Raw genomic sequence first — 18,681 nt, 5'->3', positions numbered from 1 at the left:
CCGGTTCCGCAGGGGGCGGACAGGGGAGGGGAGCGCGATCCATGTCCGCAGGCGTGCCGCTGGCGTCGGTGGGGTCCCAGGTGTTCGAGTCCGTGCCGGGCTTCCTGCCCGACTGGGTGCAGATCACGGTGCCGGCCCCGATCGTGCTCGCCGTCGTCGCGTCCTGGGGCGTCAGGACCAAGCGCAAGAACGCGTACCGCCGCGCCGTCCGCGGCGGACGGCCGGTCCACGCGGCGGCCCGGCACGGCCGGGGCAGCGGGGCGGACCACCTGGGCGGCTACGCGCCGCAGGCGGCTTTTCGGCCGGCCCGGCAGCCGAGCGGCGCCGGTCACCTGGGGCCGTACGCGCCGCCGCAGGGCGGCCACCCGGGCGCCCGTGCGCCGCAGCCGACTTCCTCGGCGTCTGTGCCCCCTGCCCCCGCCGGGGCGACGGCCAGGCCTGATTCCCCCACCGCCCGGCCCGTGATCCAGCCCGTCCGCCTGATGGACCGGCGGCCGGACACCCGGCCCGGACGTGGGAGGATCGGAAGTGGCGGACCGGGGCCGCGCACCCCGTCACGCCACAGCCGTACACGAGGACACGTGTACGCAGGGCAGTACCGGGGCGCGAGCATTGAGGAGCACCGTTGAGCAGGTTGCGCTGGCTGACCGCGGGGGAGTCGCACGGTCCCGCACTCGTCGCGACGCTGGAGGGTCTTCCCGCCGGCGTGCCGATCACCACGGACATGGTGGCGGACCACCTCGCGAGGCGGCGGCTGGGCCACGGACGCGGCGCCCGGATGAAGTTCGAGCGCGACGAGGTCACCTTCCTCGGCGGCGTCCGGCACGGTCTGACCCTGGGTTCCCCGGTCGCGGTCATGGTGGGCAACACCGAGTGGCCGAAGTGGGAGCAGGTCATGGCGGCCGACCCGGTCGACCCGGAGGTGCTGGCCGGCCTGGCGCGCAACGCCCCGCTGACCCGCCCCCGCCCCGGCCACGCCGACCTGGCCGGCATGCAGAAGTACGGCTTCGACGAGGCCCGGCCGGTCCTGGAGCGCGCCTCCGCCCGCGAGACCGCCGCCCGTGTGGCGCTGGGCGCGGTGGCACGGTCGTACCTGAAGGAGACGGCCGGCGTCGAGATCGTCAGCCACGTCGTCGAGCTGGCCGCGGCCAAGGCGCCGTACGGCGTGTACCCGACCCCCGCCGACGTGGAGCGGCTGGACGAGGACCCGGTGCGCTGCCTGGACGCGGACGCGTCGAAGGCGATGGTCGCCGAGATCGACCAGGCACACAAGGACGGCGACACCCTCGGCGGCGTGGTCGAGGTACTGGCGTACGGCGTCCCGGTCGGCCTCGGCTCCCACGTCCACTGGGACCGCCGCCTGGACGCACGCCTGGCCGCCGCCCTCATGGGCATCCAGGCGATCAAGGGAGTCGAGGTCGGCGACGGCTTCGACCTCGCCCGCGTGCCCGGTTCCAAGGCGCACGACGAGATCCTCGCCACCGACCAGGGCATCAAGCGCGCCTCCGGCCGTTCCGGCGGCACCGAGGGCGGACTGACCACCGGCGAGCCGCTGCGCGTACGCGCGGCGATGAAGCCCATCGCGACCGTGCCGCGGGCGCTGAGGACCGTGGACGTCGTCACCGGCGAGGAAGCCGCCGCCCACCACCAGCGCTCCGACGTGTGCGCCGTGCCGGCCGCCGGCATCGTCGCCGAGGCGATGGTCGCCCTGGTCCTCGCGGACGCGGTCGCGGAGAAGTTCGGCGGCGACAGCGTCACCGAGACCCGCCGCAACGTGACGTCGTACCTCGAGAACCTGGCCATCCGATGAGCTCACCGGTCATCGTGCTGATCGGCCCGATGGGTGTGGGCAAGTCCACCGTGGGCCGGCTGCTGGCCGAGCGCCTGGGCGTCGCCTACCGCGACACCGACGACGACATCGTCACCGCCGAGGGCAGGGCCATCGCCGACATCTTCGTCGACGAGGGCGAGCCCGCCTTCCGCGCCATCGAGAAGCGCGCGGTGCGCGCCGCGCTCACCGGGCACGAGGGCGTCCTGGCGCTCGGTGGCGGCGCGATCCTCGACGCCGACACGCGCGCACTGCTCGCGGGCCTGCGGGTCGTCTACCTGTCGATGGACGTCGAGGAGGCGGTCAGGCGCACCGGTCTGGGCGCCGCCCGCCCGCTCCTCGCGGTCAACCCGCGCAAGCAGTGGCGCGAGCTGATGGAAGCCCGCCGGCACCTGTACGAGGAGGCCGCCACGGCCGTCGTGCCGACCGACGGCCGAACGCCCGAGGAAGTCACCGAGGCAGCCCTGGACGCACTGGAGATGAAGGACGCATGAGCAGTGAGGCAGTGACGCGGATCCGCATCGGCGGCACGGCGGGCACCGACCCCTACGAGGTCCTGGTGGGCCGCCGGCTCCTGGGCGAACTCGGCGGGCTGATCGGTGAGAAGGCCAAGCGGGTCGCGGTCGTGCACCCCGAGGCGCTCGCCGAGACCGGCGACGCCCTCCGTGCCGACCTGGCCGACCAGGGCTACGAGGCGATCGCCATCCAGGTGCCCAACGCGGAGGAGGCCAAGACCGCCGAGGTCGCCGCCTACTGCTGGAAGGCGCTGGGCCAGTCCGGCTTCACCCGCACCGACGTCATCGTCGGCGTGGGCGGCGGCGCCACGACGGACCTGGCCGGCTTCGTGGCCGCGACCTGGCTGCGCGGCGTCCGCTGGATCGCCGTCCCGACCACGGTGCTCGCCATGGTGGACGCGGCCGTGGGCGGCAAGACCGGCATCAACACGGCCGAGGGCAAGAACCTGGTGGGCGCCTTCCACCCGCCCGCCGGCGTGCTGTGCGACCTGGCCGCCCTGGACTCCCTCCCGGTCAACGACTACGTCTCCGGACTCGCCGAGGTCATCAAGGCCGGTTTCATCGCCGACCCGGTGATCCTGGACCTCATCGAGTCCGACCCCCAGGCCGCCCGCACCCCGTCGGGCCCGCACACCGCGGAACTGATCGAGCGCTCGATCCGGGTCAAGGCGGACGTCGTCTCCTCCGACCTGAAGGAGTCGGGTCCCCGCGAGATCCTGAACTACGGTCACACCCTCGGCCACGCCATCGAGAAGAACGAGCGCTACAAGTGGCGCCACGGCGCCGCGGTCTCCGTCGGCATGCACTTCGCCGCCGAACTGGGCCGCCTCGCGGGCCGCTTGGACGACGCCACCGCGGACCGCCACCGTACGGTCCTCGCATCGGTCGGCCTCCCCCTGCACTACCGCTACGACCAGTGGCCCAAGCTGCTGGAGACCATGAAGGTCGACAAGAAGTCCCGCGGCGACCTGCTGCGCTTCATCGTCCTCGACGGTCTGGCCAGGCCCACGGTGCTCGAAGGTCCGGACCCGGCCGTGCTGCTCGCCGCGTACGGAGAGGTCGGGGAGTAGACCCCGGGCACTCGTCACCGCCCCCGGCCGTTCACACAACGACGGCAGGGGGCGGTACCGTTCGGTAGCACGCGGGTCCTCCCGCCGTCAGCCCCCATCGCCTGTACGAGACGGAGTGGCACCGGATGCAGCACGCAGTGGGTTCTCCGCTGCCGCCGCCCCATCAGCCGGGGCACGGACCGGCCGTCGGCTGGTCACCGGCCGCACACCACCCGGGCCAGCACCCGGGCCCCGCCCCAGCGCCCGCGCCTCCGCCGGCACCGGGCTACCCCGCGCCCCCGCCCGGCCCCACCCCGCCCCCCGCGGGCCCGCGGCACGCCTCGATGCCCCCGCCGCCGGACACCACCGGCCACGTACCGCTGCCGCCCGGCGCCCCGGTCGTCATGCCCAGCCCGCCGCAGGCTCCCGCCGCACCCGACCCGGCAGGCACGATCCTCGCGGTGCTGCTCATAGGCCCCGCTGGCGCCGGCAAGACGAGCGTGGCCAAGTACTGGGCGGACCACCGACGCGTGCCGACCGCCCACATCAGCCTCGACGACGTACGCGAGTGGGTCCGCTCCGGGTTCGCCGACCCGCAGTCCGGGTGGAACGACAACTCCGAGGCGCAGTACCGCCTGGCCCGCCGCACCTGCGGCTTCGCGGCGCGCAACTTCCTCGCCAACGGGATCTCGTGCATCCTCGACGACGCGGTCTTCCCCGACCGGCCCGTCGTCGGCCTCGGCGGCTGGAAGCGGCACGTGGGCCCCGGCCTGTTGCCGGTCGTCCTCCTCCCGGGCCTGGACATCGTCCTGGAGCGCAACGCCGAACGCTCCGGCAACCGCCGCCTCACCGATGAGGAGGTGGCCCGTATCCACGGCCGTATGGCCGGCTGGTACGGCTCGGGTCTCCCCATCATCGACAACTCCCAGCTGGACATACCGGAAACGGCCCGCATCCTGGACGACGTCCTGGCCCGCGCGATAGCGAGCCCTCCGCAGTGGTGAGCGAGGGTCCCCGGTAGCCGCCCCTCGCCGCGACAGCCTCCGGAACCGGCGTCGACCGGGGCGCGCAGACCTGGGGCTCAAGGCACTGGGGCGGCACGACCGCCCGCCGGTCGGCGGGCCCGGAGTGTCACCTGCCCGCGGGATTTCTCCGTCGCTCCCGGCTGCGCCCGAGCGGGAGGTGCGCCCCGCCGCCCACCCGTGCCGCCCCTGGGGCGCCTCCCAGGCCGTTCAGGCGCGGGGGAGGCACGACTGACTGCCGCAGCCGCGTGGCGTGGCATGACTGCTCGTAGCCGGGAAGGACGCTCCCGCAGGGCGCCGATGCGCGGGAGCGGGGTGCGGCGGAGGCCGCCGCTCAGCCGGTCCCGGCCCCGTTCCGTGTGACAGCACCGGACGGGCCCGATCGCGGCGGCCTCGCCGTACCACCGCGCCCCCGCCCCCGCGACGTGACCCCACGCGCTCCCGCAGCCCCCACTCGGCCCCGCTCGACCGGCGGCATCCGGCCGCCCCTCCTACGCTCGAAGAATGTCAGAGGTCTACGCGGTCCGCCGGACGCGGCTACGGGAATGCTGCCACGCGGGCGGCAGTGCGGCGGCGCTGGTGTCCCGGCCCGCGAACGTGCGCTACCTCACCGGCGCCGCCCCCGAGGGCGCCGTGCTGCTGCTGGGCAGAACCGAGGACCTGCTGGTGTGCGCCGGCCCACCCGACGACCGCTCACCGCAGGGCCCCCCCGACGACTCGCTGCGTGTGCACGTCGTACCCGGCGACGGCGGCGAGGCCGCCGTCACGGCCGCCGGCCTCGCGGTCGGCCAGGGCGTGGACTCCCTCGCCGTCGAGGAGCACCACCTCACCGTGAGCCGCCACCGTGCGATCCGCGACGTCGCCCCCCGCCTCCGCCTCGCCGGCATCGGCTGCGCGGTCGAACAGCTCCGCATCGTCAAGGACGAGGAGGAGATCTCCTGCCTCCGGATCGGCGCGGAGATCACCGACCAGGCCCTCGGCGAACTTCTGGAGTCCATCCTCGTCGGCCGCACCGAACGCCACCTCGCCCTGGAACTCGAGCGCCGTCTGGTCGACCACGGAGCCGACGGCCCCGCCTTCCCCACCTCCGTCGCCACCGGTCCGAACGCCGGCCGCCCCGGCCACCGCCCCACCGACCGCCGCGTCGAGGAGGGCGACTTCCTCTCCGTCTGCCTCGGCGCCACCTACCGCGGCTACCGCTGTGAGATCGGCCGTACGTTCGTCATCGGCACAGCTCCCGCGGACTGGCAGATCGAGCTGTACGACCTCGTCTTCTCCGCCCAGCGGGCCGGCCGTGAGTCCCTGGTACCCGGCGCAGCCTGCCGTGACGTGGACCGCGCGGCACGCCACGTCCTGGATTCCGCCGGGTACGCCGAGGAGCTCCCCAAGCGCACCGGTCACGGCGTGGGACTCGAAATCGACGAGGACCCTCAATTGGCCCCCTCGGCCATGGGTAAACTGGACGCTTGTGTGCCGGTCACCGTCGAACCGGGGGTCCACCTCCCGGGCCGGGGCGGAGTCCGGATCGATGACACGCTCGTCGTACGCCCCGAGGCGGACGGCGGACCCGAGCTACTCACCATCACGACCAAGGAGCTGCTCGCGCTCTAGCCCTGAGCTGGGCGCAGGCGCACGCCCCGGCCGTCGTCCACGTCAGTCCAGTCCAGGAGATTCCGCAACCGTGGCTTCCACGAACGACCTCAAGAACGGCATGGTGCTCAAGCTCGAAGGCGGCCAGCTCTGGTCCGTCGTCGAGTTCCAGCACGTCAAGCCCGGCAAGGGCCCGGCCTTCGTGCGCACCAAGCTCAAGAACGTGCTCTCCGGCAAGGTCGTCGACAAGACCTTCAACGCCGGCGTCAAGGTCGAAACGGCCACCGTCGACAAGCGCGACATGCAGTTCTCCTACATGGACGGCGACTACTTCGTCTTCATGGACATGGAGACCTACGACCAGCTCATGGTCGAGCGCAAGGCCGTCGGCGACGCCGCCAACTTCCTCGTCGAGGGCTTCACCGCCACCGTCGCCCAGCACGAGGGCGAGGTGCTCTTCGTCGAGCTCCCGGCCGCCGTCGAGCTGACGATCCAGGAGACCGAGCCGGGCGTCCAGGGCGACCGCTCCACCGGCGGCACCAAGCCGGCCACGCTGGAGACCGGCCACCAGATCCAGGTGCCGCTCTTCATCACCACCGGTGAGAAGATCAAGGTCGACACCCGTACCAGCGACTACCTCGGCCGGGTGAACAGCTAACCGTGGCTGCCCGCAACACGGCCCGCAAACGCGCCTTCCAGATCATCTTCGAGGGCGACCAGCGCGGCGCCGAGGTCCTGACCGTCCTCGCCGACTGGGTCCGGCACGCCCGGTCCGACACCCGGCAGCCGCCGGTGAGCGAGTACACGATGCAGCTCGTCGAGGGCTACGCGGAGCACGCGAAGCGCATCGACGAGCTGCTCGCCCAGTACTCGGTCGGCTGGACCCTCGACCGGATGCCGGTCGTCGACCGCAGCATTCTGCGGCTGGGCGCCTACGAGCTGATCTGGGTCGACGAGACCCCGGACGCCGTCGTCCTCGACGAGATGGTGCAGCTGGCGAAGGAGTTCTCGACGGACGAGTCGCCCTCGTTCGTGAACGGGCTGCTCGGCCGGCTCAAGGAGCTCAAGCCGTCCTTGCGCCGGGAGTAGGAGCCGCCCCGTAGAGGGCGCGGGGAACAGCGCGCTCGGCCCTCGACGGCCCGCGGCCGACAAGGGACCACAGCAGCCGGCTGACGAAAAACCGCCGGGGTGGCCGGAACCCATGGGTTCCGGCCACCCCGGCGGCACGTTTCTGCGTACCCGCGGAGCGGTTACGCCTCCTCGTGCGCGGCCACCGCGCGGCGGGCGTCCGCATCCAGGACGCCCCAGCTGATCAGCTGCTCGGTGAGGACCGAGGGCGACTGGTCGTAGATGACGGCGAGGGTGCGCAGGTCGTCCTGGCGGATCGAGAGCACCTTGCCGTTGTAGTCACCGCGCTGCGACTGGATCGTCGCCGCGTACCGCTGCAGCGGACCCGCCTTCTCGGCCGGCACCGTGGCCAGCCGCTCCAGGTCCAGGACCAGCTTCGGGGGCGGCTCGGCGGCGCCGCCCGGGGTCGTACCGGGCAGCAGCTCCTGCACCGGGACGCCGTAGAAGTCCGCCAGCTCCGCGAGGCGCTGCACGGTCACGGCGCGGTCGCCGCGCTCGTACGAACCGACCACGACCGCCTTCCACCGGCCCTGGGACTTCTCCTCGACGCCGTGGAGGGAAAGGCCCTGCTGGGTGCGGATCGCCCGGAGCTTGGCCCCGAGCTGTTTGGCGTATTCGCTGGACATATAGCTCCCCGGCACTGTGTCGACGCGGCTCTGGCTGATTTCCATGCCGCGCGGCTGGTAACTCACTGTGAGGTTACGCAGCGTTACTCTTGCGCGTCAAGCCGGATGGTCCACACCGGCTCTTCCGTGGTAGCGAAGATCGGCTGCGCCATTGGAGTGATCGGGGGTGTCGCTCCGGGTGGATCCCGACCTGATAGCCTGGGTGGCGCAATCCGACGTCCTTTAAGGTCCGTCCCGTGAGGCGGAGAAGGAGGTCCGTTTCACATGGACACGCAGAGCACGCAGTCCGATGCGCGGCCCGTTCTCGAAGGCCCCGACATCGCGCGGGTACTGACCCGCATCGCCCACGAGATCGTCGAACGCGCCAAGGGCGCCGACGACGTGGTGCTCCTCGGCATCCCGACCCGAGGCGTCTTCCTCGCCCGGCGGCTCGCCGCCAAGCTCGAGCAGATCACCGAGCGCAAGGTCCCGGTCGGCTCGCTGGACATCACCATGTACCGCGACGACCTGCGCATGCACCCGCCGCGTGCGCTGGCCCGCACCGAGATCCCCGGTGACGGCATCGACGGCCGGCTGGTCGTCCTCGTCGACGACGTGCTCTTCTCCGGCCGCACCATCCGCGCCGCCCTCGACGCGCTGAACGACATCGGGCGCCCCCGCGCGGTGCAGCTCGCCGTGCTCGTCGACCGCGGCCACCGCGAACTGCCCATCCGCGCCGACTACGTCGGCAAGAACCTTCCCACGTCGCTGCGGGAGACGGTCAAGGTCCTGCTCGCCGAGGAGGACGGTCGCGACACCGTGCTGCTCGGCGCCAAGCGGGCCCCCCAGTAGCACCGCGGAGCGCACGCCGACGGCGCGCGCCGGCTCGGCACGCCCACGCGCGTACCCGTCTGCCCGATTTCGCCACATTGAACTGCCTTACGGAGCCTGACAGATGCAGCGTCATCTCATCTCGGCCGCCGACCTCACCCGCGACGACGCCGTCCTGATCCTCGACACCGCCGAGGAGATGGCCCGGGTCGCCGACCGGCCGATCAAGAAACTCCCGACCCTGCGCGGCCGGACCGTGGTCAACCTCTTCTTCGAGGACTCCACCCGCACCCGGATCTCCTTCGAGGCCGCGGAGAAGCGGCTCTCCGCGGACGTCATCAACTTCACCGCCAAGGGCTCCAGCGTCTCCAAGGGCGAGTCCCTGAAGGACACCGCCCAGACCCTGGAGGCCATGGGCGTCGACGCCGTGGTCATCCGGCACGGCGCCTCCGGGGCCCCGTACCGGCTGGCCACCTCCGGCTGGATCGACGCCCACGTCATCAACGCGGGCGACGGCACCCACCAGCACCCCACCCAGGCCCTCCTCGACGCCTTCACCATGCGGCGCCGGCTGGTCGGCCGGGACGCCGGTCTCGGACAGGACCTGTCCGGCCGGCGCATCACGATCGTCGGCGACGTCCTGCACAGCAGGGTCGCCCGCTCCAACGTCGACCTGCTGCACACCCTCGGCGCCGAGGTCACCCTCGTCGCCCCGCCGACCCTGCTGCCGGTCGGCGTCGGCACCTGGCCCTGCGAGGTGTCGTACGACCTCGACTCGACGCTGACCAAGTCCGACGCGGTGATGATGCTGCGCGTCCAGCGCGAGCGGATGAACGCCGCGTTCTTCCCCACCGAGCGGGAGTACTCGCGCCGCTACGGCCTCGACGGCGACCGGATGGCGCGGATGCCCGGGCACGCCATCGTGATGCATCCCGGCCCGATGGTCCGCGGTATGGAGATCACCGCAGAGGTCGCGGACTCCGGCCGCTGCACCGTGATCGAACAGGTCGCCAACGGCGTCTCCATCCGGATGGCCGTCCTGTACCTGCTCCTTGGCGGCAACGAACCCGCCCTCGCCCACCCGTCGCCCGCCACCGCCCCCGCGACGAGGCCCACCTCCGAACCCCGCACCACCGAGGAGAAGTAAGAACCATGAGCAAGATCCTGATCCGCGGTGCGAAGGTGCTCGGCGGCGAGCCGCAGGACGTCCTGATCGACGGCGAGACGATCGCCCGGGTCGGCACCGGGCTCCCCGCCGAGGGCGCGGAGGTCGTCGAGGCCGACGGCAAGGTCCTGCTGCCCGGCCTGGTCGACCTGCACACCCACCTGCGCGAGCCCGGCCGCGAGGACTCCGAGACCGTCCTGACCGGCACCCGCGCGGCGGCGGGCGGCGGCTACACCAACGTCTTCGCCATGGCCAACACCTTCCCGGTCGCCGACACCGCCGGCGTCGTCGAGCAGGTCTGGCGGCTCGGCCGGGAGTCCGGCTACTGCGACGTGCAGCCCGTCGGCGCCGTCACCGTCGGTCTGGAGGGGCGGAAGCTCGCCGAACTGGGAGCCATGCACGAGTCCGCGGCCGGCGTCACCGTCTTCTCCGACGACGGCAAGTGCGTCCACGACGCCGTGATCATGCGTCGCGCCCTGGAGTACGTGAAGGCCTTCGACGGGGTCGTCGCCCAGCACGCGCAGGAGCCGCGGCTGACCGAGGGCGCCCAGATGAACGAGGGCGTCGTCTCCGCCGAGCTGGGGCTCGGCGGCTGGCCGGCCGTCGCCGAGGAGTCGGTCATCGCGCGGGACGTGCTGCTCGCCGGGCACGTCGGCTCCCGCGTCCACATCTGCCACCTGTCGACCGCGGGCAGCGTCGAGATCGTCCGCTGGGCCAAGTCCCGCGGCATCCGCGTCACCGCAGAGGTCACCCCGCACCACCTGCTCCTCACCGACGAGCTGGCCCGCTCGTACGACCCGGTCTACAAGGTCAACCCGCCGCTGCGCACCGAGCGGGACGTGACGGCCCTGCGCGAGGCGCTCGCCGACGGCACGATCGACATCGTCGCCACCGACCACGCCCCGCACCCGCACGAGGACAAGGACTGCGAGTGGGCCGCCGCCGCCATGGGCATGGTCGGCCTGGAGACCGCGTTGTCAGTGGTGCAGGAGACCATGGTCGACACCGGTCTGCTGGACTGGGCCGGAGTCGCCGACCGCATGTCCTTCACGCCCGCGCGCATCGGACGGGCCGAGGGCCACGGCCGTCCCGTCTCGGCAGGTGAGCCCGCCAACCTCACCCTCGTCGACTCGGCATACCGTGGCCCTGTGGACCCCGCGGGCTTCGCCTCGCGCAGCCGCAACACCCCCTACGAGGGCCGCGAGCTGCCGGGCCGTGTCACGCACACATGGCTGCGGGGCAAGGCCACGCTCGTCGACGGGAGGCTCACGTGACACCTGTACTCCTGCTGGCCGCCGAGAAGGAATCGGCGGAAGTGACCGACTGGGCCGCCCGGATCGGCTGGGTCGTCGGACTCGCCCTCTTCGTGGCGCTCGTCTACTGGCTGATGCGCGAGGGCTGGAAGTGGCGCGGCACGCTCCAGGGCGACCTGCCCGAGCTGCCCTCACGCCCGTCGCCCGCCGCCGCCCCCGACGGAGGCGGCAAGCCGCCGCTGCCCGGAATGCCGGACGACCCCGGCCAGGCGAGACTGACGATGAGCGGCCGCTACCACGGCTCCACCACCGCCGGCCAGTGGCTCGACCGCATCGTGGCGCACGGCCTGGGCACCCGCAGCCGGGCCGAGCTCACGCTCACCGACGCCGGGCTGGACGTCGTACGCCCCGGGGCGAACGACTTCTTCATCCCGGCCCACGCGTTGCGCGGGGCACGGCTCGACAAGGGCATCGCCGGCAAGGTCCTCACCGAGGGCGGCCTGCTCGTCGTCACCTGGACGCACGGCGAGCGGCAGATCGACTCCGGCTTCCGCTCCGACCACGCGGCCGAGCACAACGAATGGGCCGAGGCCCTGAACCAGATGATCGACAAGACGGAAGGCGCACGATGACGACCTCCACCAGGGGAACCACCAGGGTTCCCGCCGTACTCGTTCTGGAGGACGGCCGGATCTTCCGCGGCCGTGCCTACGGGGCGGTGGGGGAGACCTTCGGCGAAGCGGTGTTCTCCACCGGCATGACCGGCTACCAGGAGACCCTCACCGACCCGTCGTACCACCGCCAGGTCGTGGTGATGACCGCCCCGCACGTCGGCAACACCGGCGTCAACGACGAGGACATGGAGTCCAAGAAGATCTGGGTCTCCGGCTACGTCGTGCGCGACCCCGCGCGTGTGCCCTCCAGCTGGCGCTCGACGCGCACGCTGGACGAGGAGCTCGCCGCGCAGGGCGTCGTCGGCATCAGCGGCATCGACACCCGCGCCCTCACCCGGCACCTGCGCGAGCGCGGCGCCATGCGCGTCGGCATCTTCAGCGGCGACGCCGTGCGCGACGACGCCGCACTGCTGGCCCGCGTCCAGGAGGCGCCCGAGATGAAGGGCGCCGACCTCTCCGCCGAGGTCGCCACCGCCGAGCCGTACGTGGTCCCCGCGATCGGCGAGAAGAAGTTCACCGTCGCCGCCGTCGACCTCGGCATCAAGGGCATGACCCCGCAGCGCATGGCCGAACGCGGCATCGAGGTGCACGTCCTGCCGGCCACGGCGACCGTGGACGACGTCTACGCCGTGAACCCGGACGGCGTGTTCTTCTCCAACGGCCCCGGCGACCCCGCCACCGCCGACCACCCGGTCGCCCTGATGCAGGCGGTCCTGGAGCGTGGTACCCCGCTGTTCGGCATCTGCTTCGGCAACCAGATCCTGGGCCGCGCCCTCGGCTTCGGCACCTACAAGCTGAAGTACGGCCACCGCGGCATCAACCAGCCGGTGCAGGACCGCACGACCGGCAAGGTGGAGGTCACCGCGCACAACCACGGCTTCGCCGTCGACGCCCCGCTCGACAAGGTCTCCGACACCCCGTTCGGCCGCGCCGAGGTGTCCCACGTCTGCCTGAACGACAACGTGGTGGAGGGCCTCCAGCTGCTCGACAAGCCGGCCTTCAGCGTCCAGTACCACCCCGAGGCGGCGGCCGGCCCGCACGACGCCGCCTACCTGTTCGACCGCTTCACGTCTTTGATGAGCACAGTCCCGATGGAGGGCCAGCGTGCCTAAGCGCACCGATATCCAGTCCGTCCTGGTCATCGGCTCCGGCCCGATCGTCATCGGCCAGGCCGCCGAGTTCGACTACTCCGGCACCCAGGCGTGCCGCGTGCTCAAGGCCGAGGGCCTGCGCGTCGTTCTGGTGAACTCCAACCCGGCGACGATCATGACCGACCCGGAGATCGCCGACGCCACCTACGTCGAGCCGATCACCCCGGAGTTCGTCGAGAAGATCATCGCCAAGGAGCGGCCCGACGCGCTGCTGCCCACCCTGGGCGGCCAGACGGCGCTCAACACCGCGATCTCCCTGCACGGCAACGGCGTCCTGGAGAAGTACGGCGTCGAGCTGATCGGCGCCAACGTGGAGGCGATCCACAAGGGCGAGGACCGCGACCTGTTCAAGGAGGTCGTGGAGGAGGTCCGCAGGAAGACCGGCCACGGCGAGTCCGCCCGGTCCCACATCTGCCACTCCATGGACGACGTCCTCAAGGGCGTCGAGGCGCTCGGCGGCTACCCGGTCGTCGTCCGCCCGTCCTTCACCATGGGCGGCGCCGGCTCCGGCTTCGCGCACGACGAGGAGGAGCTGCGCCGCATCGCCGGGCAGGGCCTCGCCCTCTCGCCGACCACCGAGGTGCTCCTGGAGGAGTCCATCCTCGGCTGGAAGGAGTACGAGCTGGAGCTGATGCGCGACAAGAACGACAACGTCGTGGTCGTCTGCTCCATCGAGAACTTCGACCCCATGGGCGTGCACACCGGCGACTCGATCACCGTCGCGCCCGCGATGACGCTGACCGACCGCGAGTACCAGGTGCTGCGCGACGTCGGCATCGCGATCATCCGCGAGGTCGGCGTCGACACCGGCGGCTGCAACATCCAGTTCGCGGTCGACCCCGAGGACGGCCGGGTCATTGTCATCGAGATGAACCCGCGCGTCTCGCGCTCCTCGGCGCTCGCCTCCAAGGCGACCGGCTTCCCGATCGCCAAGATCGCCGCCAAGCTGGCCGTCGGCTACACCCTGGACGAGATCCCGAACGACATCACGCAGGAGACCCCGGCCTCCTTCGAGCCGACGCTCGACTACGTGGTCGTGAAGGTGCCCCGGTTCGCCTTCGAGAAGTTCCCGAGCGCGGACTCCACCCTCACGACCACCATGAAGTCGGTCGGCGAGGCCATGGCCATCGGCCGCAACTTCACCGAGGCCTTCCAGAAGGCGCTGCGCTCGCTGGAGAAGAAGGGCAGCCAGTTCACCTTCGTCGGCGAGCCCGGCTCCGCCACGGGCAAGGAGGAGCTGCTGCGCGAGGCGGTCCGCCCCACCGACGGCCGGATCAACGAGGTCATGAAGGCCATCCGCGCGGGCGCCACCCCCGAGGAGGTCTTCGACGCCACGAAGATCGACCCCTGGTTCGTCGACCAGCTCTTCCTGATCAAGGAGATCGCCGACGAGCTGGCCACCGCGCCCGAGCTGACCGCCGACCTGCTCGCCGAGGCCAAGCGGCACGGCTTCTCCGACCAGCAGATCGGCGAGATCCGGGGCCTGCGCGAGGACGTCGTCCGCGAGGTCCGGCACGCGCTGGGCATCCGCCCGGTCTACAAGACGGTCGACACCTGCGCCGCCGAGTTCGCCGCGAAGACGCCGTACTTCTACTCCTCCTACGACGAGGAGACCGAGGTCGCGTCCCGCGAGAAGCCCGCGGTGATCATCCTGGGCTCCGGTCCGAACCGCATCGGCCAGGGCATCGAGTTCGACTACTCCTGCGTCCACGCCTCCTTCGCGCTCCGTGACGCCGGCTACGAGACCGTGATGGTCAACTGCAACCCGGAGACCGTCTCCACCGACTACGACACCTCCGACCGGCTCTACTTCGAGCCGCTCACCCTGGAGGACGTCCTGGAGATCGTCCACGCCGAACAGCAGGCCGGACCGGTCGCGGGCGTGATCGTCCAGCTCGGCGGCCAGACCCCGCTCGGTCTGGCGCAGGCGCTGAAGGACAACGGCGTCCCGATCGTCGGAACCCCCCCGGAGGCCATCCACGCCGCCGAGGACCGCGGCGCCTTCGGCCGGGTCCTCAAGGAGGCCGGGCTGCCGGCCCCCAAGCACGGCACCGCCACCACCTTCGCCGAGGCCAAGGCCATCGCCGACGAGATCGGCTACCCGGTCCTCGTCCGCCCGTCCTACGTGCTCGGCGGGCGCGGCATGGAGATCGTCTACGACGAGACCCGGCTGGAGTCCTACATCGCCGAGTCGACCGAGATCGGCCCCTCCCGGCCGGTGCTCGTCGACCGCTTCCTCGACGACGCCATAGAGATCGACGTGGACGCCCTGTACGACGGCGAGGAGCTCTACCTCGGCGGCGTCATGGAGCACATCGAGGAGGCCGGCATCCACTCCGGCGACTCGGCGTGCGCCCTGCCCCCGATCACCCTGGGCGGCTTCGACATCAAGCGGCTGCGCGCCTCCACGGAGGCCATCGCACGAGGTGTCGGCGTGCGCGGCCTGATCAACATCCAGTTCGCGCTCTCCGGGGACATCCTCTACGTCCTGGAGGCCAACCCGCGCGCCTCGCGCACCGTCCCCTTCACCTCGAAGGCGACCGCGGTGCCGCTGGCGAAGGCCGCCGCGCGGATCTCGCTGGGCTCCACCGTCGCCGAGCTGCGCGCCGAGGGGCTGCTCCCGGCGAACGGCGACGGCGGCGAGCTGCCGCTGGACGCGCCGATCTCCGTCAAGGAGGCCGTGCTGCCGTGGTCCCGCTTCCGGGACATCCACGGCCGCGGCGTCGACACCGTCCTCGGCCCGGAGATGCGCTCCACCGGCGAGGTCATGGGCATCGACTCCGTCTTCGGCACGGCGTACGCCAAGTCGCAGGCGGGCGCCTACGGCCCGCTGCCGACCAGGGGACGCGCGTTCATCTCGGTCGCCAACCGCGACAAGCGCTCGATGATCTTCCCCGCGCGGGAGCTGGTGGCGCACGGCTTCGAGCTGCTGGCCACCTCCGGCACCGCCGAGGTCCTCAAGCGCAACGGCATCAACGCCACCGTGGTGCGCAAGCAGTCCGAGGGCACCGGCCCGAACGGCGAGAAGACCATCGTCCAGCTCATCCACGACGGAGAGGTCGACCTCATCGTCAACACCCCGTACGGCACCGGTGGCCGCCTCGACGGCTACGACATCCGTACGGCGGCGGTGGCCCGGTCCGTACCCTGTCTGACGACGGTCCAGGCGCTCGCCGCCGCCGTCCAGGGGATCGACGCGCTCAACCGCGGCGACGTGGGCGTCCGCTCACTGCAGGAACACGCGGAACGCCTGACCGCGGCCCGCGACTAGCAGCAGCCCCCAGGGGGACACCGGAAACGGTGTCCCCCTCCTCATGAGGACACCATGTACAAGACTCTCTTCACCCTGCTCTTCCAGCGGATGGACCCGGAGCAGGCCCACCACCTGGCCTTCCGCTGGATCCGTCTGGTCGCGCGCGTGCCCGGCCTGCGCACCTTCGCCGCCGCGGTGCTCGCCCCCCGCCACGAGGAGCTGCGCACCGAGGCGCTCGGGCTGCGCCTGCACAGCCCCTTCGGCCTCGCCGCCGGCTTCGACAAGAACGCCGTAGGGATCGACGGCCTGGCGATGCTCGGCTTCGACCACGTCGAGATCGGCACGGTGACCGGGGAACCGCAGCCCGGCAACCCCGGGAAGCGGCTGTTCCGCCTGGTCGCGGACCGGGCGCTGATCAACCGCATGGGCTTCAACAACGAGGGCTCGCTCGCCGTCGCGGCACGCCTGGCCTCCCGGACACCCGTCTTCAGGACGGTCGTCGGCGTCAACATCGGCAAGACCAAGGCCGTCCCCGAGGACGAGGCCGTCGCCGACTACGTGAAGTCCGCCGAGCGGCTGGCGCCGTACGCCGACTACCTGGTCGTCAACGTCTCCTCCCCGAACACGCCCGGACTGCGCGACCTCCAGGCCGTGGACCACCTGCGCCCGCTGCTCGCCGCCGTCCGCGAGGCCGCCGACCGGTCCGTTCCGGCCCGCCGGGTGCCGCTGCTGGTGAAGATCGCCCCGGACCTCGCCGACGAGGACGTCGACGCGGTCGCCGACCTCGCCGTGGAACTCGGCCTGGACGGGATCATCGCCACCAACACCACCATCGCGCGCGAGGGGCTCGGACCGACGTCCTCGCCCGCTCTCGTCCGGGAGACCGGCGGCCTCTCCGGTGCCCCCCTCAAGGCACGCTCCCTGGACGTGCTGCGCCGTCTCTACGCGCGCGTGGGCGACCGGATCACCCTGATCGGCGTCGGCGGCATCGAGAACGCCGAGGACGCCTGGCAGCGCATCCTGGCCGGTGCCACGCTGGTCCAGGGCTACAGCGCCTTCGTCTACGAGGGCCCCTTCTGGGGCCGCGCCATGCACAAGGGGCTCGCCGCGCGGCTGCGCACCAGCCCGTACGCCACGCTCGCCGACGCGGTGGGCGCCGACGTGAGGACGACGGCATGACCGGTCCGGAACCCTTCGGAGCGCGGCTGCGCCGCGCGATGGACGAGCGGGGCCCGCTGTGCGTGGGCATCGACCCGCACGCCTCCCTGCTCGCCGAGTGGGGCCTGAGCGACGACGTCACGGGCCTTGAGCGGTTCAGCCGCACGGTCGTCGAGGCGGTCGCCGACCGGGTCGCCGTGCTCAAGCCGCAGAGCGCCTTCTTCGAGCGCTTCGGCTCGCGCGGGGTCGCCGTGCTGGAGACGACGGTGCGCGAGGCGCGGGAGGCCGGGGCGCTGGTCGTCATGGACGCCAAGCGCGGCGACATCGGTTCCACCATGGCCGCCTACGCCGAGTCCTTCCTGCACAGGGACGCACCGCTGTTCTCCGACGCCCTCACCGTCTCGCCGTACCTCGGCTACGGCTCGCTCAGCCCGGCCGTCGCGCTGGCCCGGGAGACCGGCACCGGCCTGTTCGTGCTGGCGCTGACGTCCAACCCGGAGGGCGGCGAGGTGCAGCACGCGATCCGCGCCGACGGGCGTACCGTCGGAGCGACCGTGCTCGGGCACCTGGCCGTCGAGAACGCCGGCGAGGAACCGCTGGGGTCCTTCGGCGCGGTGGTCGGCGCGACGCTCGGCGACCTCTCCTCGTACGACTTGGACATGGGCGGGCCGATCCTCGCGCCCGGTATCGGCGCGCAGGGCGCGACGGCGGCCGATCTCCCGGCGGTCTTCGGCGGCGCGGTGCGCAACGTCGTGCCGAACGTCAGCCGGGGAGTGTTGCGCCACGGTCCCGACGCGGTCGCTCTGCGTGACGCCGCGGAGCGGTTCGCGGAGGAGGTCAGGGCCGCGGTGGCGTCGGTCTGAACCGGCCGACGAGGGAATCCGTGGTCGCCGGCCCCTGGATGCATCCTCAAATCCAGGGAATTATGTCCTAAATGCCCGGCCTGGCGGAGGCTGACCAGGACTTTTCCGCAGTTCTCGCTGACTCCGGCGGAGTTGGCCGCTAGTCTCCGACGGAGAGTGAACGGGCGCGTGTGTTGCTCGTGGCTCCCTTGGTGTGGGGCGACTAGGTTCCTCACCGGTCCGTATCCGACAGTTCGACATCCGAGGTGACGTAGGCGTGGCTCTTCCGCCCCTTACCCCTGAACAGCGCGCAGCCGCGCTCGAAAAGGCCGCCGCGGCTCGCCGGGAGCGGGCCGAGGTCAAGAATCGACTCAAGCACTCCGGCGCCTCCCTCCACGAGGTCATCAAGCAGGGCCAGGAGAACGACGTCATCGGCAAGATGAAGGTCTCCGCCCTGCTGGAGTCTCTGCCGGGCGTGGGCAAGGTCCGCGCCAAGCAGATCATGGAGCGACTGGGCATCTCCGAGAGCCGCCGCGTGCGTGGTCTCGGTTCCAACCAGATCGCCTCCCTGGAGCGCGAGTTCGGCAGCACCGGCTCCTGAGCACGGGGCGGTCCGG

At 71.8% G+C, this 18,681-nt stretch carries 18 protein-coding genes; 17 read left to right on the top strand and 1 reads right to left on the bottom strand.

Features of this window, described 5'->3' with window-relative positions; translation table 11 throughout:
• Positions 1-41: 41 nt before the first annotated feature.
• From KYY02_RS09160 to nusB, 8 genes are all read left to right on the top strand, one after another.
• Complete coding sequence (locus KYY02_RS09160; protein ID WP_371237161.1) at positions 42-629, top strand: hypothetical protein; 588 nt, start codon at positions 42-44, stop codon at positions 627-629.
• A complete protein-coding gene (gene aroC, locus KYY02_RS09155) occupies positions 626-1,810 on the top strand; it encodes a chorismate synthase (RefSeq protein WP_371237160.1) in 1,185 nt (394 codons plus the stop codon). The genes KYY02_RS09160 and aroC overlap by 4 nt, the downstream gene beginning before the upstream one ends.
• The gene (locus KYY02_RS09150) at positions 1,807-2,322 is read left to right on the top strand and encodes a shikimate kinase (protein WP_371237159.1); all 516 of its coding nucleotides are present in this window, start codon (positions 1,807-1,809) and stop codon (positions 2,320-2,322) included. Before aroC ends, KYY02_RS09150 begins: the two co-directional genes overlap by 4 nt.
• On the top strand, positions 2,319-3,413 hold the full coding sequence (gene aroB, locus KYY02_RS09145; protein ID WP_371237158.1) for a 3-dehydroquinate synthase: 1,095 nt from the start codon (positions 2,319-2,321) through the stop codon (positions 3,411-3,413). The genes KYY02_RS09150 and aroB overlap by 4 nt, the downstream gene beginning before the upstream one ends.
• A 125-nt stretch (positions 3,414-3,538) precedes the next feature.
• The gene (locus tag KYY02_RS09140; RefSeq protein ID WP_371237157.1) at positions 3,539-4,396 is read left to right on the top strand and encodes a Pro-rich N-terminal domain-containing protein; all 858 of its coding nucleotides are present in this window, start codon (positions 3,539-3,541) and stop codon (positions 4,394-4,396) included.
• A gap of 522 nt (positions 4,397-4,918) precedes the next feature.
• Complete coding sequence (locus KYY02_RS09135) at positions 4,919-6,025, top strand: aminopeptidase P family protein (protein ID WP_371237155.1); 1,107 nt, start codon at positions 4,919-4,921, stop codon at positions 6,023-6,025.
• A 70-nt stretch (positions 6,026-6,095) separates the two neighbouring features.
• A complete protein-coding gene (gene efp / locus KYY02_RS09130; protein ID WP_371237154.1) occupies positions 6,096-6,662 on the top strand; it encodes an elongation factor P in 567 nt (188 codons plus the stop codon).
• Positions 6,663-6,664: 2 nt separating this feature from the next.
• Entirely contained in the window at positions 6,665-7,093 is a 429-nt protein-coding gene (nusB, locus tag KYY02_RS09125; protein ID WP_371237153.1) for a transcription antitermination factor NusB, read from the top strand.
• Between the two features lie 161 nt (positions 7,094-7,254).
• Here nusB and bldD read toward each other — a convergent pair whose 3' ends face one another.
• On the bottom strand, positions 7,255-7,758 hold the full coding sequence (gene bldD / locus KYY02_RS09120) for a transcriptional regulator BldD (protein ID WP_019984640.1): 504 nt from the start codon (positions 7,756-7,758) through the stop codon (positions 7,255-7,257).
• Positions 7,759-8,022: 264 nt separating this feature from the next.
• Between bldD and pyrR the strand changes: the two genes are divergently transcribed.
• The 9 genes from pyrR to KYY02_RS09075 all read left to right on the top strand — a co-directional run bounded on the left by pyrR (position 8,023) and on the right by KYY02_RS09075 (position 18,665).
• Positions 8,023-8,589: a bifunctional pyr operon transcriptional regulator/uracil phosphoribosyltransferase PyrR gene (pyrR, locus tag KYY02_RS09115; RefSeq protein WP_371237151.1), complete on the top strand. Its 567-nt coding sequence runs from the start codon at positions 8,023-8,025 to the stop codon at positions 8,587-8,589.
• A 103-nt stretch (positions 8,590-8,692) separates the two neighbouring features.
• Entirely contained in the window at positions 8,693-9,715 is a 1,023-nt protein-coding gene (locus tag KYY02_RS09110; protein WP_371237150.1) for an aspartate carbamoyltransferase catalytic subunit, read from the top strand.
• A 5-nt stretch (positions 9,716-9,720) separates the two neighbouring features.
• The gene (locus tag KYY02_RS09105; protein ID WP_371237149.1) at positions 9,721-11,007 is read left to right on the top strand and encodes a dihydroorotase; all 1,287 of its coding nucleotides are present in this window, start codon (positions 9,721-9,723) and stop codon (positions 11,005-11,007) included.
• The gene (locus KYY02_RS09100) at positions 11,004-11,618 is read left to right on the top strand and encodes a PH-like domain-containing protein (RefSeq protein WP_371237147.1); all 615 of its coding nucleotides are present in this window, start codon (positions 11,004-11,006) and stop codon (positions 11,616-11,618) included. The genes KYY02_RS09105 and KYY02_RS09100 overlap by 4 nt, the downstream gene beginning before the upstream one ends.
• Positions 11,615-12,772 (top strand): glutamine-hydrolyzing carbamoyl-phosphate synthase small subunit, encoded by a 1,158-nt coding sequence (gene carA / locus KYY02_RS09095; protein ID WP_371237145.1) that lies wholly within the window; start codon positions 11,615-11,617, stop codon positions 12,770-12,772. Before KYY02_RS09100 ends, carA begins: the two co-directional genes overlap by 4 nt.
• Positions 12,765-16,082, top strand: coding sequence for a carbamoyl-phosphate synthase large subunit (carB, locus tag KYY02_RS09090; RefSeq protein ID WP_371237144.1), 3,318 nt, complete (start codon positions 12,765-12,767; stop codon positions 16,080-16,082). Before carA ends, carB begins: the two co-directional genes overlap by 8 nt.
• Before the next feature lie 54 nt (positions 16,083-16,136).
• Complete coding sequence (locus tag KYY02_RS09085; RefSeq protein ID WP_371237142.1) at positions 16,137-17,243, top strand: quinone-dependent dihydroorotate dehydrogenase; 1,107 nt, start codon at positions 16,137-16,139, stop codon at positions 17,241-17,243.
• Positions 17,240-18,085 carry an orotidine-5'-phosphate decarboxylase gene (pyrF, locus tag KYY02_RS09080; protein ID WP_371237141.1) on the top strand — a complete coding sequence of 282 codons (846 nt, stop codon included), beginning with the start codon at positions 17,240-17,242 and terminating at the stop codon, positions 18,083-18,085. The genes KYY02_RS09085 and pyrF overlap by 4 nt, the downstream gene beginning before the upstream one ends.
• Positions 18,086-18,341: 256 nt before the next feature.
• The gene (locus KYY02_RS09075) at positions 18,342-18,665 is read left to right on the top strand and encodes an integration host factor (RefSeq protein WP_003977346.1); all 324 of its coding nucleotides are present in this window, start codon (positions 18,342-18,344) and stop codon (positions 18,663-18,665) included.
• Positions 18,666-18,681 lie beyond the last annotated feature (16 nt).

The organism is Streptomyces pimonensis (assembly GCF_041380215.1).
Lineage (GTDB): Bacteria > Actinomycetota > Actinomycetes > Streptomycetales > Streptomycetaceae > Streptomyces > Streptomyces pimonensis.
The sequence above is the reverse complement of the archived record's forward strand: the minus strand, read 5'-3'. Positions and strand labels throughout refer to the sequence as shown.

Bases quoted from the DNA above. Each gene is read 5' to 3' on its own strand.
- aroB (WP_371237158.1), top strand. From the start codon at position 2,319: ATGAGCAGTGAGGCAGTGACGCGGATCCGCATCGGCGGCACGGCGGGC.
- pyrR (WP_371237151.1), top strand. From the start codon at position 8,023: ATGGACACGCAGAGCACGCAGTCCGATGCGCGGCCCGTTCTCGAAGGC.
- bldD (WP_019984640.1), bottom strand. From the start codon at position 7,758: ATGTCCAGCGAATACGCCAAACAGCTCGGGGCCAAGCTCCGGGCGATC.
- KYY02_RS09150 (WP_371237159.1), top strand. From the start codon at position 1,807: ATGAGCTCACCGGTCATCGTGCTGATCGGCCCGATGGGTGTGGGCAAG.
- KYY02_RS09160 (WP_371237161.1), top strand. From the start codon at position 42: ATGTCCGCAGGCGTGCCGCTGGCGTCGGTGGGGTCCCAGGTGTTCGAG.
- pyrF (WP_371237141.1), top strand. From the start codon at position 17,240: ATGACCGGTCCGGAACCCTTCGGAGCGCGGCTGCGCCGCGCGATGGAC.
- KYY02_RS09105 (WP_371237149.1), top strand. From the start codon at position 9,721: ATGAGCAAGATCCTGATCCGCGGTGCGAAGGTGCTCGGCGGCGAGCCG.
- KYY02_RS09140 (WP_371237157.1), top strand. From the start codon at position 3,539: ATGCAGCACGCAGTGGGTTCTCCGCTGCCGCCGCCCCATCAGCCGGGG.
- KYY02_RS09135 (WP_371237155.1), top strand. From the start codon at position 4,919: ATGTCAGAGGTCTACGCGGTCCGCCGGACGCGGCTACGGGAATGCTGC.
- carA (WP_371237145.1), top strand. From the start codon at position 11,615: ATGACGACCTCCACCAGGGGAACCACCAGGGTTCCCGCCGTACTCGTT.
- KYY02_RS09085 (WP_371237142.1), top strand. From the start codon at position 16,137: ATGTACAAGACTCTCTTCACCCTGCTCTTCCAGCGGATGGACCCGGAG.
- KYY02_RS09110 (WP_371237150.1), top strand. From the start codon at position 8,693: ATGCAGCGTCATCTCATCTCGGCCGCCGACCTCACCCGCGACGACGCC.